The sequence below is a fragment of the Pandoraea sputorum genome (genome assembly GCF_000814845.2).
GTDB lineage: Bacteria > Pseudomonadota > Gammaproteobacteria > Burkholderiales > Burkholderiaceae > Pandoraea > Pandoraea sputorum.
The window spans coordinates 463,331-479,192 of record NZ_CP010431.2 but is presented as its reverse complement, the minus strand read 5'-3'; the positions used below and the strand labels follow the sequence as shown (position 1 = coordinate 479,192).

Below are 15,862 nucleotides of genomic sequence, written 5' to 3'. Positions count from 1 at the left end.
ACGGTCTGCAGAATCCCGATGTTCCTGACATAATCAGAATCATCCCAGTGAATCGACGCCCATCGACATCACCTCGCAACGCATCGACTAATCCAGGGGACCGCCCATGAAAGTCAGTGCCAACGGAGCATCGATTCATTACGCGGTGGACGGCCACGGTCCGTGGCTCACACTGGCGCACCCTTTAGGTGCAGATCTCACCGTCTGGGACGACCTCGTCCCGGAACTGACGGCCCACTTCCGGGTACTCCGATACGACAGCCGTGGCCACGGCCGCAGCGATATCACGCACGGCCCTTACTCCATTGAACAATTGGCCGCCGATGCGACCGCCCTGCTCAGTTCCCTGGAGATCCCCTCGACACATTTCGTCGGCATCTCGATGGGGGGCGCAGTGGCGCAGCAAGTGGCGCTGGACGCCCCCGAGCGCATCGCCAGCCTGACGCTGATCGATACCACGGCCGGTTACGACGACGCCGATGCCAAGGTATTTCTGGAGCGCGCAGCGGCGGCTCGCGCGCACGGCATGAAGGATCTTGCAGCGGGTACGCTGGAACGCTGGTTGGGCGCGCACTTTCGCAAGCATCACCCCGCGCAAGCCGAGCGCATTCGTGCTCTCGTCGCGCATGCCGCCCCGGAAGGCTTCGCGGCCTCCTGTGAGGCGCTCGCGGCGTTCGACGTACGCGCTCGCCTGTCCGAGATCGACGTGCCGACGCTGGTGCTGGTCGGGGAAAACGACCCGTCGACGCCGCCCGCCGTGGCGCGCCGGATCGCCAACGGTATTGCGGGCGCACAGTTGGAGATCGTGCCCGACGCGGCCCATCTGTCGATCGTCGAGCAGAAACAGTTCGTAACGAATGCCCTTGCAACGTTTTTGCTCGGTGCCGCATCTAACGTCTGAACCCTGCAAAAAGATCGACTGGCAGGGGGTGTTTGCAGGACTTGTAGCGTGACCTTTACAAAAGGAGGGCCAAAACCATTGAATTCGTCAGCCGGTGTGCCGATAAGCGAATCATGGGGCGTTGCCTCTTGAAATCGCGCCGCGTCGCCCCTATGTGGGTTACTCAGGACCATGCAGGAACACCAGGAGAGTTGCCATGCTCATGATTTACAACAGCCCGAACTACTGTGTCGTTGAGTTTGCCGCGGATAACGGCAATCACTCGCTGTCCGCCGGCGGCTATGAAATCGTGGACAAATCCGCCGGCCGCGAGATTTTCCTCGACGGCTCGCTTGCCCGGCAATTCCGTGAAGAAGTGCAGAAATTGATCGCCAGCGAACCCTCCGAAGACGAAGTCGACGAATTCCTCGGGCAGTTCGACACCTTCATGACGAACCCGGTTGTGCTCCACTGATACCGACTCCATTCGGTAGTACCCACGAAAAACCCTCGCCAAGGCGAGGGTTTTTTCATGGTGCCAGACTCTGACGCGATGTCAGGGTTCGGCGGTGAGGCGGGTAGACGACCAGGGCCTCATCGCCACGTCCCGCTCAGCACTGCTGCCACGGCAGACCGTCGAACCGCCAGCCGTTCACGGCGTTTCGGTGATGCGAGGCGTCCAGATCGCCCTCGAAGCCGTGCAACACCCCGTAGACGTTCAGAAAACCGGCCGCCTCCAGCGCCTCACCGGCCGCCGTGCTGCGGTTGCCGCTGCGGCAGATCAACATCACGGGGCGCTCACCGCCCGCCCCCGCCAGCTTGCGCACGCTCTGCACGAAGTGCGGGTTGACTTCCCAGTCAGGGCCGTCGTTCCAGGCCACGTGGATCGCCCCCACCGGGTGCCCCACGAACAGATGCTCGATTTCGCTGCGGCAATCCACGAACAGCGCATTGGCGTTGGCTTGCAGGAACTTGTGAGCGGCGCTCGGGAGCAGGAATTCCATGTCGTTGGGCAAACACTGGCGAGAAGTTGACGAAAAATTGGCGCATCGTCACACAGCCCCGCCCATCCGGCGGCGGCGCGCGGCGATACACAGCGATATGCACGAAAACCATTACAATTATAGGTTTTCCGGCCACTCCAGGGCGACGTCCGTCATGACCACCGCAACCCCACCCGCCTCGATCGCACGATCGGCACTGCAATACACGCGCGCCCAGGCGCTGCCCGCACTGCTCGAGAAGCGCATTCTGATTCTGGACGGCGCGATGGGGACGATGATTCAGCAATACAAGCTGAACGAAGCGCAGTACCGTGGCGAGCGTTTTGCCGACTTCGCGCATGACGTGAAGGGCAACAACGAGTTGCTCTCGCTCACGCGCCCGGACATCATCAGCGAAATCCACGGCAAGTATCTCGCCGCCGGTGCCGACATCATCGAGACGAACACCTTCGGGGCGACGACGATCGCGCAAGGCGACTACCACATGGAAGACCTGGCCGACGAGATGAACCGCGAGTCGGCGCGTCTCGCGCGCGAGGCCTGCGCGGCCTACAGCACCCCAGACAAGCCGCGCTTCGCGGCCGGCGCCATCGGCCCGACGCCCAAGACCGCGAGCATCAGCCCGGATGTGAACGACCCCGGCGCGCGCAACGTCGACTTCGACCAATTGCGCGACGCGTACTACGCACAGGCGAAGTCGCTGATGGAAGGCGGCGTGGATCTGTTCCTCGTCGAAACCATCTTTGACACGCTCAATGCCAAGGCCGCGCTCTTCGCCATCGACGAACTGTTCGAGGACACCGGCGAGATTCTGCCGATCATGATCTCCGGCACCGTGACGGACGCCTCCGGGCGCATTCTGTCCGGCCAGACGGTCGAGGCGTTCTGGAATTCGCTGCGTCACGCCCGCCCGCTCACGTTCGGCCTGAACTGCGCGCTCGGCGCGACGCTCATGCGTCCGTACATCGCCGAACTGGCCAAGCTGTGCAACACGTACGTGTCGGTCTACCCGAACGCCGGTCTGCCCAACCCGATGAGCGACACAGGCTTCGACGAGACGCCCGACGTCACTTCCGGTCTGCTGCGTGAGTTCGCGCAAGCGGGTCTGGTGAATCTGGCGGGCGGCTGCTGCGGCACGACGCCGGAGCACATCGCCGAGATCGCCAAGGCTTTGTCGGACGTCAAGCCGCGCCGCTGGCCCTCGCAGTACCGCAATGACGTCGCTGACGTCACTGACGCCGACGCGAACATCTAATACAGAACGGATTGCCCTATGAGCCAAACGTCATTCGCCGCACCGGTCCCGCCGATGCGCCTGTCCGGCCTTGAGCCTTTCAACATCGGCGAGGGCACGCTTTTCGTGAACGTCGGCGAGCGGACCAACGTCACCGGTTCGAAAGCGTTCGCGCGCATGATCCTGAACGGCCAGTTCGACGAAGCGCTCGCGGTCGCCCGTCAGCAGGTCGAGAACGGCGCGCAGGTCATCGACATCAACATGGACGAGGCCATGCTCGACTCCAAGGCCGCGATGGTTCGCTTCATGAACCTCATCGCGTCCGAGCCGGATATCGCGCGCGTGCCGATCATGATCGACTCGTCGAAGTGGGAAGTGATCGAAGCGGGTCTGAAGTGCGTGCAGGGCAAGGCCATCGTCAACTCGATCTCGCTCAAGGAAGGCCACGAAGCGTTCGTGCACCACGCGAAGCGCATCCGCCGCTATGGTGCAGCCGCCGTCGTGATGGCGTTCGACGAGCAGGGTCAGGCCGACACTTACGCCCGCAAGACGGAAATCTGCCAGCGCAGCTACCGCGTACTGGTCGACGAAGTGGGCTTCCCGCCCGAAGACATCATCTTCGACCCGAACATCTTCGCGGTGGCCACGGGCATCGAGGAACACAACAACTACGCGGTCGACTTCATCAACGCCACGCGCTGGATCAAGGAGCACCTGCCCGGCGCGAAGATCAGCGGCGGCGTGTCTAACGTCTCGTTCTCGTTCCGCGGCAACGACCTCGTGCGCGAAGCGATTCACACCGTGTTCCTGTACCACGCGATTCAGGCGGGTATGGACATGGGCATCGTCAACGCCGGTCAACTCGGCGTGTACGAGAACCTCGATCCCGAACTGCGCGAGCGCGTGGAAGACGTGGTGCTCAACCGTCGCGACGACAGCACCGAGCGTCTGCTGGAAATCGCCGACCGCTTCAAGGGCGGCGCGGCCAAGCGCGAAGAGAATCTGGAGTGGCGCAATCAGCCGGTCGAGGCACGCCTCGCCCACGCGCTGGTGCACGGCATTACCACCTTCATCGTCGAAGACACCGAGGAAGTGCGTCAGAAGATCGCCGACGCGGGCGGCCGTCCGATTCAGGTGATCGAGGGCCCGCTCATGGACGGCATGAACGTCGTGGGCGATCTGTTCGGCGCGGGCAAGATGTTCCTGCCGCAGGTGGTGAAGAGCGCCCGCGTGATGAAGCAGGCCGTGGCGCATCTGGTGCCGTTCATCGAAGAAGAAAAGGCGCGCATGGCCGCTGCGGGCGAAGATGTCCGCTCCAAGGGCAAGATCGTGATCGCCACGGTCAAGGGCGACGTGCACGATATCGGCAAGAACATCGTCACCGTGGTGCTTCAGTGCAATAACTTCGAAGTCGTCAACATGGGCGTGATGGTGCCGTGCGCCGAAATCCTCGCCAAGGCGAAGGAAGAAGGCGCAGACATCATCGGTCTGTCGGGTCTGATCACGCCGAGTCTCGAAGAGATGGCTTACGTCGCCGCAGAAATGCAGCGCGACGATTACTTCCGTTTGCGCAACATTCCGCTGCTCATCGGCGGCGCCACGACCTCGCGCGTGCATACGGCCGTGAAGATCGCACCGAACTACGAAGGTCCGGTGATCTACGTGCCGGACGCGTCGCGCTCCGTGTCCGTGGCGTCGAACCTGCTCTCCGACGAAGCCGCCGAGCGTTATCTTGCAGAAGTGAAGACGGATTACGAACGCGTGCGTCAGCAGCACGCGAACCGCAAGGCCACGCCGATGGTCTCGCTCGCGACTGCGCGCGAGAACAAGTACAAGATCGACTGGTCGAGCTACGTGCCGCCTAAGCCGAAGTTCATCGGTCGGCGCGTGTTCAAGAATTACGATCTGGCCGAGCTGGCCGAATTCATCGACTGGGGTCCGTTCTTCCAGACGTGGGATCTCGCCGGTCCGTACCCGGCAATTCTCAAGGACGAGATCGTGGGCGAGTCGGCAACACGCGTGTTCGCCGACGGCCGCGAGATGCTCGATCGCCTGATCAAGGGCCGCTGGCTGACCGCCAACGGTGTGATCGCGATGCTGCCCGCGAACGTCGTGAACGACGACGACATCGAGATCTACACGGACGAGTCGCGCTCGGAAGTGGCGTTCACGTGGCATAACCTGCGTCAGCAGACCGAGCGCCCGGTGGTGGACGGCGTGCGTCGCCCGAACCGCTCGCTGGCGGACTTTATCGCCCCCAAGGACAGCGGTGTGCCCGACTACATCGGCATGTTTGCCGTGACGGCAGGGCTGGGTGTCGACGCCAAGGAAGCGGGCTTTCTTGCCACGCACGACGACTACAGCGCGATCATGCTCAAGGCGCTGGCCGACCGGCTGGCCGAAGCGTTCGCCGAATGCATGCACGCGCGCGTGCGCCGCGACTTCTGGGGCTACGTGAGCGACGAACAGCTCGACAACGATGCGCTCATCAAGGAACAGTACGTCGGCATCCGCCCCGCACCGGGCTACCCGGCCTGCCCCGAGCACTCGGTCAAGGGGCCGATGTTCCACTATCTGCAAGCGCATGAAATCGGCATGAGCGTGACGGAATCGCTTGCCATGCTGCCTGCGGCGAGCGTATCGGGCTTCTACCTGTCGCATCCGGACAGCACGTACTTCAGCGTCGGCAAGATCAGCCCCGATCAGGTCGAGGACTTCATGGAACGGACCGGCGTGGACGAAGCGACGGCACGGCGTCTGCTGGCACCGCAACTGTCGTAACCAACGCTGTCATCAAGACCGGCCATCGTCGAACGTGACGTCCGATGGCCGGTCCCGCGCACCGTCGCCCCGCCTGCCTCACCGCCCCGGCCCGGCCCATGTTTCGCCATGCGATACCTGAGCGCCATTCCGGTGGGGTGACTTCCGTCCGTCAGAACCCAATGCCATAATGCGGCGGCGCAACATGCCCGTCTGGCCCGTTGCACCCGCCCATGTCAGCCGCCTCAAGTCGAGACGTTCCATGCAAGCACTGCACAGCATCCAGAATTTCCATCTCCTCCCGCTGCTCAACACGCTCATCTCGCTCGCCGTCGCGTTCGTGCTTGGCACGATCATCGGCGTTGAACGGCAAGTGCGTCAGCGCACGGCAGGTTTGCGCACCAACGTGCTTGTGGCCGTCGGTGCAGCGGCCTTCGTCGATCTGTCGATGCGGCTCATGCCGGGAGACACGCGCGTGATTGCGTATGTCGTCTCGGGCGTGGGCTTCCTCGGCGCGGGCGCGATCATGAAAGACGGCGCGTCAGTGCGCGGCCTGAACACCGCTGCCACGCTGTGGGGCTCGGCCGCCGTGGGGGCCGCTGCCGGGGCGAGTCTGATCGTCGAAGCGGTCGTCGTGGCGTTCTTCGTACTGGCGGCCAACACGCTGCTGCGCCCGGTCGTGAACCGCATCAACCGCGCGCCGATTAACGAGGCGACATCGGAAGCCACCTATGCGTTGTCCGTCATCTGCGCCCGCACGACGCAGCGCGAGGTGCTCGACAAGGTGGAAGCGTGGCTCGAAGCGTCGAACTATCCGGTGCGCGCGCTCGACATCCATCCGTTCGGCGAAGCGGAAGTCGAAATCGAAGCACTGCTGTTGCCAACCGCCGTCAAGGCGGGCGAACTCGACGCCCTCACGGATCATCTCGAAACGCTGCCCGGTGTGAATCAGGTGTTCTGGTCAAGCCGTTCGGATGACTAACTAATAAACGAATGCAATAGGACGTCTCCTACGCTCGTGCGTGGGAAATGACCTAGGAAAAAGCCGAATTACATTCAATTACAAACCCTTACAGCACCGCGCGTCGCAGCTTCTTAGACTGGAATCTCACTAACGCAAGTGATGCCTGCACGAAAGACGTTCCTACCCAGTGCAACGCAAAGCAAAGGAGTCCATCTGATGAAGAAGCTGATTATTTCGGTTGCTGCCCTGACCCTCGCCGGTGCTTCGGCACTGAGTTTCGCTCAAGGCTCTGCGGGCGGTGGTGCTGCCGGCCCTGGCGGCGGCACGACGACGGATCCGTCGGCCCCGATGCCTAGCCAGGCGAACCCGAATGCGCGTCAGGCAGCCCCGACGCCGGGCGCTCAAACGATGACGCCGTCGGATCCGCACCCGAATTCGAAGGCCCAAAAGCCGCGTCACAGCACCAAGAAGACGCCGAACAACGGCAACACCGGCAACGGTGCGACCAACGCGCCGGATAACGCACCGGGCAAGGCCCAGTAAGCAGGAAGTCGCGGGCGAACGTCGAGCGCTGACGTCGTAGTTCAGGCGTCGCATCACCCGGACCGGCACCCGCGCCGCCACTGCTCAGGCCCTCGCGGTCTGATTCAAACCCCTCGCCCGGGGGCGGCCCGGTCCGATCGTTTCCCGCAGCACACAAAAAAAAGCAGGCCCGCGATTCGCGGCCTGCTTTTTTCTTTCGGCTGGGATCAGATGAGGTATCTGTCGGGGGCCGACACGCCCCCGAGATTAGGCCTCCCACATCACGGGGCTACCCTCGGCATTCGCCTCACGGAGCATGTTCAACAGCGGATACGCCCGAACCGACAGACGCAGACTGTCATTTTCGTAGCGCTCGTCGGAACTTTTTCCCTCGTTTTCCTTCGCGCCAGCCGCCTTGTCCTCTGCAATCGCTGCTTCGAGCTTTGCAATGGCCGCACCCGTCTCATCCGACCCGATTGCCCCACGCTCGCCAAGCCTTTTGCCCACAATGCCGAGCAAGAATTCCGCCAGACTTTCCAGCATGATGATGTCCGGTGAGGCGTGCGACGAGAATTTGATCATCATGGTTATCTCCCTATTTGACTTGTTTGCGCCCTCACGTCCCGGCTAGTTACGCAACGAGCGGCATGGGCGGCCACCGTGACTTCATCATACACCTGTTAAAATCCGTTGCTGACGATTCAATTGCCTGTCCGGACGCGTCCGGACGCACCCGAAACACCCGCCAATGCTACCCGCACAAAAGAATGCTCTCGTCGCGCTGATCGGCGATGTCGTCGCCGGTTTGATGCCTGCAGACGGCACCGCGCCTGCCGCGCCCGTCATCCTGCTCGAACGCCCCAAAGTGGCCGCCCACGGCGATCTGGCCTGTAACGTGGCCATGCAGCTCGCCAAACCGTTGCGCGCCAATCCGCGCGAACTGGCTCAGAAGATCGCCGACGCGATCCTCGCCGACGCCCGCGCCAAGGGCCTCGTCGACGCCGTCGAAATCGCCGGTCCCGGCTTCATCAACCTGCGTCTGGCCAATGCCGCAAAGCAATCGGTCGCCCGCGCGATCCTGACCGAAGGCGCTGCCTTCGGCCGTCGCGCCGCCAGCAACGAAGCCGCCCCGGTGCTCGTCGAGTTCGTCTCGGCCAACCCGACCGGCCCGCTGCACGTAGGTCACGGCCGTCAGGCCGCGCTCGGCGACACGATCTCGGCGCTGCTCGGCACGCAAGGCCGCCCGGTGCATCGCGAGTTCTACTACAACGACGCCGGGGTGCAGATTCAGACGCTCGCCACCTCCGTGCAAGCCCGCGCGCGCGGCTTCAAGCCGGGCGACGCCGAATGGCCGGAATCGGCCTATAACGGCGACTACATCGGCGACATCGCGCAGGACTTTCTCGCGGGCAAGACGGTGCAGGCCTCCGACGGTGCGCCCGTCACCGGCAGCGGCAGCGTCGACGACATCGACTCGATCCGCGCCTTCGCCGTGGCCTACCTGCGTCGCGAGCAGGACATCGATCTGCAAACGTTCGGCGTCATCTTCGATCAGTACTACCTCGAATCGTCTCTGTACGCCGACGGCAGCGTCGAGCGCACGGTGCAGGCGCTCATCGATGCAGGTGTGACGTACGAACAGGAGGGCGCGCTGTGGCTGCGCACCACCGACTACGGCGACGACAAGGACCGCGTGATGCGCAAGTCCGATGGCACCTACACGTACTTCGTGCCGGACGTCGCCTATCACACCCGCAAGTGGGACCGTGGCTTCCATCAGGTCATCAACGTGCAGGGCTCGGACCACCACGGCACCATCGCGCGTGTGCGCGCCGGTCTGCAAGCACTGGGCATCGGCATTCCGAAGGGCTACCCCGACTACGTGCTGCACAAGATGGTCACCGTCATGCGCAATGGCGAAGAGGTGAAGATCTCCAAGCGCGCTGGCAGCTACGTGACGGTGCGCGATCTGATCGAATGGTCGGGCGGCATTACGGCAGAAACGCCGGTGACGGACCCCGCCGCGCGTGAAGACGCCCTGCGTCGTGGCCGCGACGCCGTACGATTCTTCCTGATTTCACGTAAAGCGGACACGGAATTCGTGTTCGACGTGGATCTCGCGCTCAAGCAGAACGACGAAAACCCGGTGTACTACGTGCAGTACGCCCACGCGCGCATCTGCTCGATCCTCACGCAATGGGCAGGTGACGAAACGTCGCTGGCCAACACCGATCTCGCGCCGCTCGACAGCGAACGCGCGCTCGCGCTGCTGCAACTGCTCGCCGAGTACCCGGACATGCTCACGCGTGCCGCCGAGGAACTTGCGCCGCACGCCGTGGCCTTCTATCTGCGGGATCTGGCTGGCGCGTTCCACTCCTTCTACAACTCGGATCGCGTGCTGGTCGACGACGAGACCGTGAAGCATGCGCGTCTGGCGCTGCTTGCGGCGACGCGTCAGGTGCTGCGCAACGGGCTTGCCGTGCTGGGCGTGTCGGCCCCGGCCAAGATGTAAGTTATCCAACCACTCCGAACGGCAAACGCATCGGAACTCTGTAAGGACGGAATCGACTCGATGGCAAACACACGTCGACCACCCCGCCAGCGGGGCGGTACTTTTCTGGGCATCGTGCTCGGCCTGATCGTTGGGCTGGCCGTTGCCGTCGTCGTCGCGCTCTACATTACGAAGACGCCCACCCCGTTCGTCGAGAAGACGCCGCCGCGTCCGGCCGACAACTCGCCGGCCGCGCAGGCGCCGGACCCGAACAAGTCGCTCCAGCCGCGCACGCCGCTGCCGGGCGCCGCATCGGGTTCCACCGCGCCGGAAGCGCCCTCGGCAGCCGAAACGTCGCCGCTCGTGCCGGGCAATCCGGTCACGCCGCCGACCGCCTCCGCACCGACGGCCCCGACCGCGCCCGCGCCGACGAAGCCCTCACCCGCCGACATTCTCAACGGCAAGTCGACGGTACCGGTCGCCCCGCCGACCACGCCGCCCGCGAGCACCACGGATAACGCCAGCACGGGTTACTACCTCCAGGTCGGCGCGTTCAAGTCGCAAACGGACGCCGAGCAACTGCGCGCCAAGCTGGCCCTCTCGGGCTTCGAAGCAAAGGTCACGCAGCGCGACGCCAACGGTCTCACGCTCTACCGCGTGCGCCTTGGCCCGTACGGCAAGCTCGACGAAATGAATCACGTGCGTCAACGCCTGCAGGATGGCGGGTACGACACGGCAGTGATCCGCTTCACGAAGCAATGAACGCGAAAGGCGTTGCCCCACAAAGGCAACGCCTTTTGTTTCTGCCGCATCGCATGGACACTGCCTGCGCGCTCGTTCAACGCCGCCCGGCAAGGATTCGCAAAAGCCCGCATCATTGAGGGCCCGGCGGCATCCACGCTGACGAGACGTTGAACCCGGCGAGACATCGCCGGTCATACGCACTAGCTAATTTGGCTGAATCCGGGATATGGTTTTGCTGGCGCGCCGCTCACCGATGATGGACAAACCGGCGTGTTGGTCTCACTCCTATACAAAGATCATGAAAAAACTTCTTGGTGCCGTTCTGATTTCCTTCGGTTTCCTCTCGGGTGTCGCCTCGGCGTCGCCTGAAGCACCGGTCGCGGGGACCGACTATCTGACGATTTCGCAGCAACCGCTGACGGCGGGTCCGGGCAAGATCGAAGTGACCGAGTTCTTCTGGTATGGCTGCCCGCATTGCAATGCGCTGGAGCCGTCGCTGGAGAAGTGGGTCAAGGCGCAGGGCAAGGATGTCGTGTTCAAGCGCGTGCCGGTCGCTTTCCAGAGCCGTTTCGAACCGCATACGCGCATGTACCTCGCGCTCGTGGCCATGGGTAAGGATGCAGAGCTCACGCCGAAGGTCTTCAACGAAATCCACGTCAAGCACAACTACCTGCTGACGGCCGACCAGCAAGCCGACTTCCTGGCTACGCTGGGCGTCGACAAGCAAAAGTACCTCGACACGTACAAGAGCTTCGGCGTCGATAACGGTGTGAAGACGGCCAACAAGACCTGGCAGGACTACAAGATCGACGGCGTGCCGACGATCGCCATCCAGGGCAAGTATCTCGTCTCCCCGGCCACGTCTGGCGATGCACTGCAAAAGCAGGGCAAACCGGCGACGACCGAACAGCAAACGTTCGATGCGGCGCTCAAGACGGCCGACTCGATCATCAATCAGATCCGCGCGAAGAAGATGTAAGCTTCGCGGCGCCTGAAGCCCGGCCCCGGCCGGGCTTTTGCGTTCTATGGCGACAATGGCAGCACACACGACATCACCGAAGGTATTCATCACCGGCGCGTCCAGCGGGCTGGGGCAGGCGCTCGCGCGTCATTACGCGGCGCAGGGCGCGATTCTCGGGCTCGTCGGACGCCGTGGCGACAAGCTCACCGATCTCGCCGCCACGTTGCCGCACCCTCATGCCGTGCATTGCTACGCGCTCGACGTGCGCGACGCCCTCGCACTGCGCGCTGCGGCGGGCGACTTCATGGCGCGCCATGGCGTGCCGGACATCGTGATCGCCAACGCAGGTATTAGCCACGGCGTGAATACGGAAGACCCCGCGGATCTGCCGCACTTCGCCTCCGTCATGGACACCAACTGGATGGCGATGGTCTCGACGTTCAGCCCCTTCGTGGGTCCGATGCGTGAGCGCAAGCGCGGCACACTCGTCGGCATCGGCAGCGTGGCAGGTGTGCGCGGTCTACCGGGGCACGGCGCGTACAGCGCCTCCAAGGCGGCGGCGATGACGTATCTCGAAAGCCTGCGCGTCGAACTGCGCGCGGACAAGGTGGCTGTCGTGACGATTGCGCCGGGCTACATCCGCACACCGATGACCGACGGCAATCCGTTCCCGATGCCGTTCCTGATGGACTCGGACAAGTTCGCTCGCAAGGCGGCGGCGGCCATTGCACGCGGCAAGCGCTTCGCTGTGCTGCCGTGGCAGATGGGCATTGCGGCCTTCGGGATGCGATGCCTGCCGCGCTGGCTGTACGACATGCTGTTCGCCCGCGCCCCACGCAAGCCGACGATGGCGCAGCGGCAGGCACGTGAGGCGGCTAAAGACCGGGAAAGCTGACTCGGACATCCCCCAAAATGCAGGACGAAGCGGGGAAATGAACGACCCCGCGCGTTAGAGTGCCCCGCATTCTCAACGCGCGGTGCCCCAATGAATGTCGTCCTCTCTCGCGTCACATTGCATCTCGCCGGACTCACGGCCGCAGCGATCCTGACGGGCTGCGCTGCGATGGATCCGGGTAACTGGCAGGTCTTCGGACCGCCATCCTCATACGTCCGGCCTGCGCCCCTCATCGTCGACCCGGCTCCGGCCATCGTTCGACCTGCGCCTGTCATCGTCAGCCCGGCTCCGGCCATCGTCCAACCTGCGCCTGTCATCGTCGGCCCGGCACCCGCCATCGTCCAACCTGCGCCTGTCATCGTGCAGCCTGCACCGGTGGCCATCGTTCCGGCGCAACCCCGTTCGTCGCGCGACGCTGCGCACTTCCTGCGCGAGCGCTGCTATCTCGAGAAGGGTGGCTGCTATACGAGCGAGTATCGGGAAGGCTACGAATTCGATCCGTCCACCGGCACCTGGGGCTGGGTCGGTCAGCGCGACTATCGATGGAAAGGCAGCCGGGGGAATCGCTGACCTCCGTGCTGACCTCCGCTCTTGCTCCCTTATCGCATTCCATGCGTGAAACACGCCGTCTCACGCAAGATTCGGTCGTAATTTTGACCCGTTGTGGTGCATTCCAAACCTGCGTTAGAGTGCTCGTGTAACTTGAACAGAGGTATACACGACGTTAAACCGGATTCGCCGCCATAGAGCGGACGCGTGTGCACACGGCGATGCGCCGAGCCATACCGATCCGCCTGCGGCACTCCCAACCAAGCAGGAGAGGCACATGCAGACAACCCCCACCGGCACGCCGGTCATCGATCCGGCGCTGCGACGCAAAGCGGTGATCGGTTCTACCCTGGGCAACGCGTTCGAGTGGTTCGACTTCACGGTTTACGGTCTCTTCGCGGTGGTCATCGCGAAACTCTTCTTCCCTGCGGATAACGATACGACGTCGCTGCTCGCGAGCGTGGCGTCGCTTGGCGTGGCGTTCTTCTTCCGTCCCATCGGCGGCCTGGCCTTCGGTCTGTACGCCGACCGCGCGGGCCGCAAATCGGCGCTGTCGGTCATGGTGCTGCTCATGGCACTCGGCACGGGTCTGATCGGCATTGCGCCGACCTACGCGACCATCGGCTTCGCGGCCCCCTTGCTGATCTTGCTGGCCCGCGTGATTCAGGGCTTCTCGGCAGGCGGTGAATTCGGCGGCTCGACGGCCATGCTCATCGAATTCTCGCCACCGAATCTGCGCGGCTTCTACGGCAGTTTTCAGATGTGCTCGCAGGCGCTGGCCGTAGCGCTCGCCGGGTTGTGCGCTTACGTACTCACGACGGGACTTTCGAAAGAAGCGCTCGAATCGTGGGGCTGGCGTCTGCCGTTCCTGTTCGGGATTCTGATCGGGCCGGTGGGCTTCTACATTCGACGCCGCATGACGGAATCACCGGAGTTTCTGGCCTACGCCGCGACGCGTGAACCGACACGTCGTACGCCGCTCGCCGACGTTTTCTCGAAGCACTATCGCTCGCTGATCGCCGGTTTCGGCCTGACGGTGGCGGCCACGACATCGTTCTATGTCACGCTGATCTACACGCCGATTTACGCCGTCAAGCAACTCGGTCTGACGCAAGGTGCCGCCAGTCTGTCGACATTCACCGCGGCGATGCTGATCGCCGCGCTCTGCCCGCTCACGGGATGGATTTCGGACCGTGTCGGCCGCAAGCCGCTGATTCTGTTGTTCGTACTGCTCTACGGACTGACGTCGTTCTGGATGTTCACGCGACTGCACGGTTCGCCGTCGATGGGCAATCTGCTGCTCGCGCAGATTCTGCCGGCGGTGTGCATGGGCTTCGTGTGGGGTGCGTTCCCGACGGCCGTCACGGAAGTGTTCCCGGTCGGCGTGCGCTCGACGGGCGTCTCGATTCTTTACAACGTTTCGGTGATGCTCTTCGGCGGCCTAGCGCCGTTCTGGATCACATACCTGATCAAGGTCACACAGAATCCGCTCGCCCCGGCGTACTACATTCTGATGACCGTCGCGATCAGTCTTGTGACGTACGGTCTGCTCGGTCGTGAGGGACGCAACATGCAAGCATCGACGCAGCACGCCTGAGTGCTTGGGCGACACGCGGGCCATACGATGCAAAACGCCCCGGGGACTTCCGTCTCCGGGGCGTTTTTATTTTCTGAGCAACACGGCTTACGTCAGCCGCTCCGCACTACGCGATCCTTACACAGGCGAGAAGCGCCAGACACCCTTGGCATCACGCTCACGCTTGAGTTCGCCCGAACGCCAAAGCATATGCAAGTGCGCCAGTGCTTCGCCCATCGCGAAGGTCGTCTGGTGCGCATCGAGCTTGCGGTGAAACATGATGGGCACGATATCGCCTGCGCTTTGCGGCGACTTCGCACACGCATCACGCACTTCCTGCAAGCGTGCCGCATGGTGGTCGCGAAGCTGGTGAATGCGCGTGTGCAAGCCCGTAAACGGTCGGCCGTGCGACGGCAGGACCAGACAGTCCGCAGGCAAATCCAAATAAACGCCCAGCGAGTCGAGGAATAGTTGCAGCGAGTTGGCTTCCGGCTCGATATCGAAGACGCTGACGTTGGTCGAGATACGCGGCAGCACCATGTCGCCGGAGATAAGCACGTTGTGCTGCTCCGAGTACAGCGCCATATGCTCGGGCGAGTGACCGTAGCCCGCAATCAGACGCCAGTCGCTGCCGCCGATGCGCAGCGTATCGCCATCCTTGAGACGGAAGTAGCGCGACGGCACTTCGGGCACGAGGTCGCTGAAGTACGACTTGCGATTGCGAATCTGGTCGATCATGGCCTCGTCGGCGAGACCATGCGCGATGAAGTGCGCGACGGCGAACTCACCGCCCGCGTTGGCGGCATTGTTGTTATCGCCCTCCGACATGAGACGTCCCCACGCATAGTCGCCGAGCGACATGGCGAGCCGCGCTTGCCAGCGCTGTTTGTCGCCGCCCTTGCAGATCCAGTGCGCGAGGCCAAGATGGTCCGGGTGACAATGCGTGACGACAACTCGCAGCACCGGCTCGCCGCCGAGCGCGCTATCGAACACCTGTTCCCAGTACGCCTTGATCTGCGGATGCGTGATCCCGCAGTCGACGATTGTCCAGCCCTTCACCCCGTCGACTTCATCGCGCAACAACCACAGATTGATGTGATCGAGCACGAACGGCAGCGGCATGCGCACCCAGAAGACGCCCGGCACGACTTCGTGCACGGTACCGCCGTCGGGCAGGAAATCGCCAAGGGGATAGTTCAGTTGCTGTTCAAGGGCATTCACGGGGGCCACGCTCCAGATGGGCTTGTTCTCTTGTTGTCAGGTTGACGCCATCACCGATTGC

The 15,862-nt window shown here is 63.3% G+C and carries 15 protein-coding genes; 12 read left to right on the top strand and 3 right to left on the bottom strand.

What is annotated here, in order from left to right; genetic code table 11:
- Nucleotides 1-106: 106 nt before the first annotated feature.
- Together pcaD and NA29_RS02135 are read left to right on the top strand one after the other, a co-directional pair.
- A complete protein-coding gene (pcaD, locus tag NA29_RS02140) occupies nt 107-901 on the top strand; it encodes a 3-oxoadipate enol-lactonase (RefSeq protein ID WP_039395237.1) in 795 nt (264 codons plus the stop codon).
- Nucleotides 902-1,097: 196 nt separating this feature from the next.
- Nucleotides 1,098-1,355 carry a BTH_I0359 family protein gene (locus NA29_RS02135; protein ID WP_039395232.1) on the top strand — a complete coding sequence of 86 codons (258 nt, stop codon included), beginning with the start codon at nt 1,098-1,100 and terminating at the stop codon, nt 1,353-1,355.
- 136 nt (nt 1,356-1,491) lie between these two features.
- On the opposite strand, the gene NA29_RS02130 is transcribed toward NA29_RS02135, so the two are convergent.
- A complete protein-coding gene (locus tag NA29_RS02130) occupies nt 1,492-1,884 on the bottom strand; it encodes a rhodanese-like domain-containing protein (protein ID WP_039395229.1) in 393 nt (130 codons plus the stop codon).
- Between the two features lie 154 nt (nt 1,885-2,038).
- On the opposite strand from NA29_RS02130, the gene NA29_RS02125 reads away from it, so the two are divergent.
- The 4 genes from NA29_RS02125 to NA29_RS02110 all read left to right on the top strand — a co-directional run bounded on the left by NA29_RS02125 (nt 2,039) and on the right by NA29_RS02110 (nt 7,385).
- Complete coding sequence (locus NA29_RS02125; protein ID WP_039395226.1) at nt 2,039-3,139, top strand: homocysteine S-methyltransferase family protein; 1,101 nt, start codon at nt 2,039-2,041, stop codon at nt 3,137-3,139.
- 54 nt (nt 3,140-3,193) lie between these two features.
- Nucleotides 3,194-5,899 carry a methionine synthase gene (gene metH / locus NA29_RS02120; RefSeq protein ID WP_095178509.1) on the top strand — a complete coding sequence of 902 codons (2,706 nt, stop codon included), beginning with the start codon at nt 3,194-3,196 and terminating at the stop codon, nt 5,897-5,899.
- Nucleotides 5,900-6,149: 250 nt separating this feature from the next.
- Nucleotides 6,150-6,860, top strand: a complete 711-nt coding sequence (locus NA29_RS02115) for an MgtC/SapB family protein (RefSeq protein ID WP_039402073.1) — start codon at nt 6,150-6,152, stop codon at nt 6,858-6,860.
- A gap of 198 nt (nt 6,861-7,058) precedes the next feature.
- Nucleotides 7,059-7,385: a hypothetical protein gene (locus tag NA29_RS02110; protein WP_039395219.1), complete on the top strand. Its 327-nt coding sequence runs from the start codon at nt 7,059-7,061 to the stop codon at nt 7,383-7,385.
- A gap of 246 nt (nt 7,386-7,631) precedes the next feature.
- Here the strand turns inward: NA29_RS02110 and NA29_RS02105 are convergent, their stop codons facing one another.
- A complete protein-coding gene (locus NA29_RS02105) occupies nt 7,632-7,949 on the bottom strand; it encodes a DUF1840 domain-containing protein (RefSeq protein WP_039395216.1) in 318 nt (105 codons plus the stop codon).
- Between the two features lie 163 nt (nt 7,950-8,112).
- On the opposite strand from NA29_RS02105, the gene argS reads away from it, so the two are divergent.
- The 6 genes from argS (at nt 8,113) to NA29_RS02075 (ending at nt 14,601) form a co-directional block, all read left to right on the top strand.
- Complete coding sequence (argS, locus tag NA29_RS02100; protein WP_039395214.1) at nt 8,113-9,876, top strand: arginine--tRNA ligase; 1,764 nt, start codon at nt 8,113-8,115, stop codon at nt 9,874-9,876.
- Nucleotides 9,877-9,936: 60 nt separating this feature from the next.
- Nucleotides 9,937-10,617: an SPOR domain-containing protein gene (locus tag NA29_RS02095; RefSeq protein WP_039395212.1), complete on the top strand. Its 681-nt coding sequence runs from the start codon at nt 9,937-9,939 to the stop codon at nt 10,615-10,617.
- A 280-nt stretch (nt 10,618-10,897) separates the two neighbouring features.
- Nucleotides 10,898-11,578 carry a thiol:disulfide interchange protein DsbA/DsbL gene (locus tag NA29_RS02090; protein WP_039395208.1) on the top strand — a complete coding sequence of 227 codons (681 nt, stop codon included), beginning with the start codon at nt 10,898-10,900 and terminating at the stop codon, nt 11,576-11,578.
- A gap of 55 nt (nt 11,579-11,633) precedes the next feature.
- A complete protein-coding gene (locus NA29_RS02085) occupies nt 11,634-12,455 on the top strand; it encodes an SDR family oxidoreductase (RefSeq protein WP_039395205.1) in 822 nt (273 codons plus the stop codon).
- A gap of 90 nt (nt 12,456-12,545) precedes the next feature.
- Entirely contained in the window at nt 12,546-13,025 is a 480-nt protein-coding gene (locus tag NA29_RS02080; protein ID WP_052252445.1) for a hypothetical protein, read from the top strand.
- 256 nt (nt 13,026-13,281) lie between these two features.
- Nucleotides 13,282-14,601, top strand: a complete 1,320-nt coding sequence (locus NA29_RS02075; protein ID WP_039395202.1) for an MFS transporter — start codon at nt 13,282-13,284, stop codon at nt 14,599-14,601.
- Between the two features lie 117 nt (nt 14,602-14,718).
- Here the strand turns inward: NA29_RS02075 and NA29_RS02070 are convergent, their stop codons facing one another.
- Nucleotides 14,719-15,801: an MBL fold metallo-hydrolase gene (locus NA29_RS02070; protein ID WP_039395199.1), complete on the bottom strand. Its 1,083-nt coding sequence runs from the start codon at nt 15,799-15,801 to the stop codon at nt 14,719-14,721.
- Nucleotides 15,802-15,862: the final 61 nt, after the last annotated feature.

Bases quoted from the DNA above. Each gene is read 5' to 3' on its own strand.
- pcaD (WP_039395237.1), top strand. From the start codon at position 107: ATGAAAGTCAGTGCCAACGGAGCATCGATTCATTACGCGGTGGACGGC.
- NA29_RS02135 (WP_039395232.1), top strand. From the start codon at position 1,098: ATGCTCATGATTTACAACAGCCCGAACTACTGTGTCGTTGAGTTTGCC.
- NA29_RS02130 (WP_039395229.1), bottom strand. From the start codon at position 1,884: ATGGAATTCCTGCTCCCGAGCGCCGCTCACAAGTTCCTGCAAGCCAAC.
- NA29_RS02125 (WP_039395226.1), top strand. From the start codon at position 2,039: ATGACCACCGCAACCCCACCCGCCTCGATCGCACGATCGGCACTGCAA.
- metH (WP_095178509.1), top strand. From the start codon at position 3,194: ATGCGCCTGTCCGGCCTTGAGCCTTTCAACATCGGCGAGGGCACGCTT.
- NA29_RS02110 (WP_039395219.1), top strand. From the start codon at position 7,059: ATGAAGAAGCTGATTATTTCGGTTGCTGCCCTGACCCTCGCCGGTGCT.
- NA29_RS02105 (WP_039395216.1), bottom strand. From the start codon at position 7,949: ATGATGATCAAATTCTCGTCGCACGCCTCACCGGACATCATCATGCTG.
- argS (WP_039395214.1), top strand. From the start codon at position 8,113: ATGCTACCCGCACAAAAGAATGCTCTCGTCGCGCTGATCGGCGATGTC.
- NA29_RS02095 (WP_039395212.1), top strand. From the start codon at position 9,937: ATGGCAAACACACGTCGACCACCCCGCCAGCGGGGCGGTACTTTTCTG.
- NA29_RS02090 (WP_039395208.1), top strand. From the start codon at position 10,898: ATGAAAAAACTTCTTGGTGCCGTTCTGATTTCCTTCGGTTTCCTCTCG.
- NA29_RS02085 (WP_039395205.1), top strand. From the start codon at position 11,634: ATGGCAGCACACACGACATCACCGAAGGTATTCATCACCGGCGCGTCC.
- NA29_RS02080 (WP_052252445.1), top strand. From the start codon at position 12,546: ATGAATGTCGTCCTCTCTCGCGTCACATTGCATCTCGCCGGACTCACG.
- NA29_RS02075 (WP_039395202.1), top strand. From the start codon at position 13,282: ATGCAGACAACCCCCACCGGCACGCCGGTCATCGATCCGGCGCTGCGA.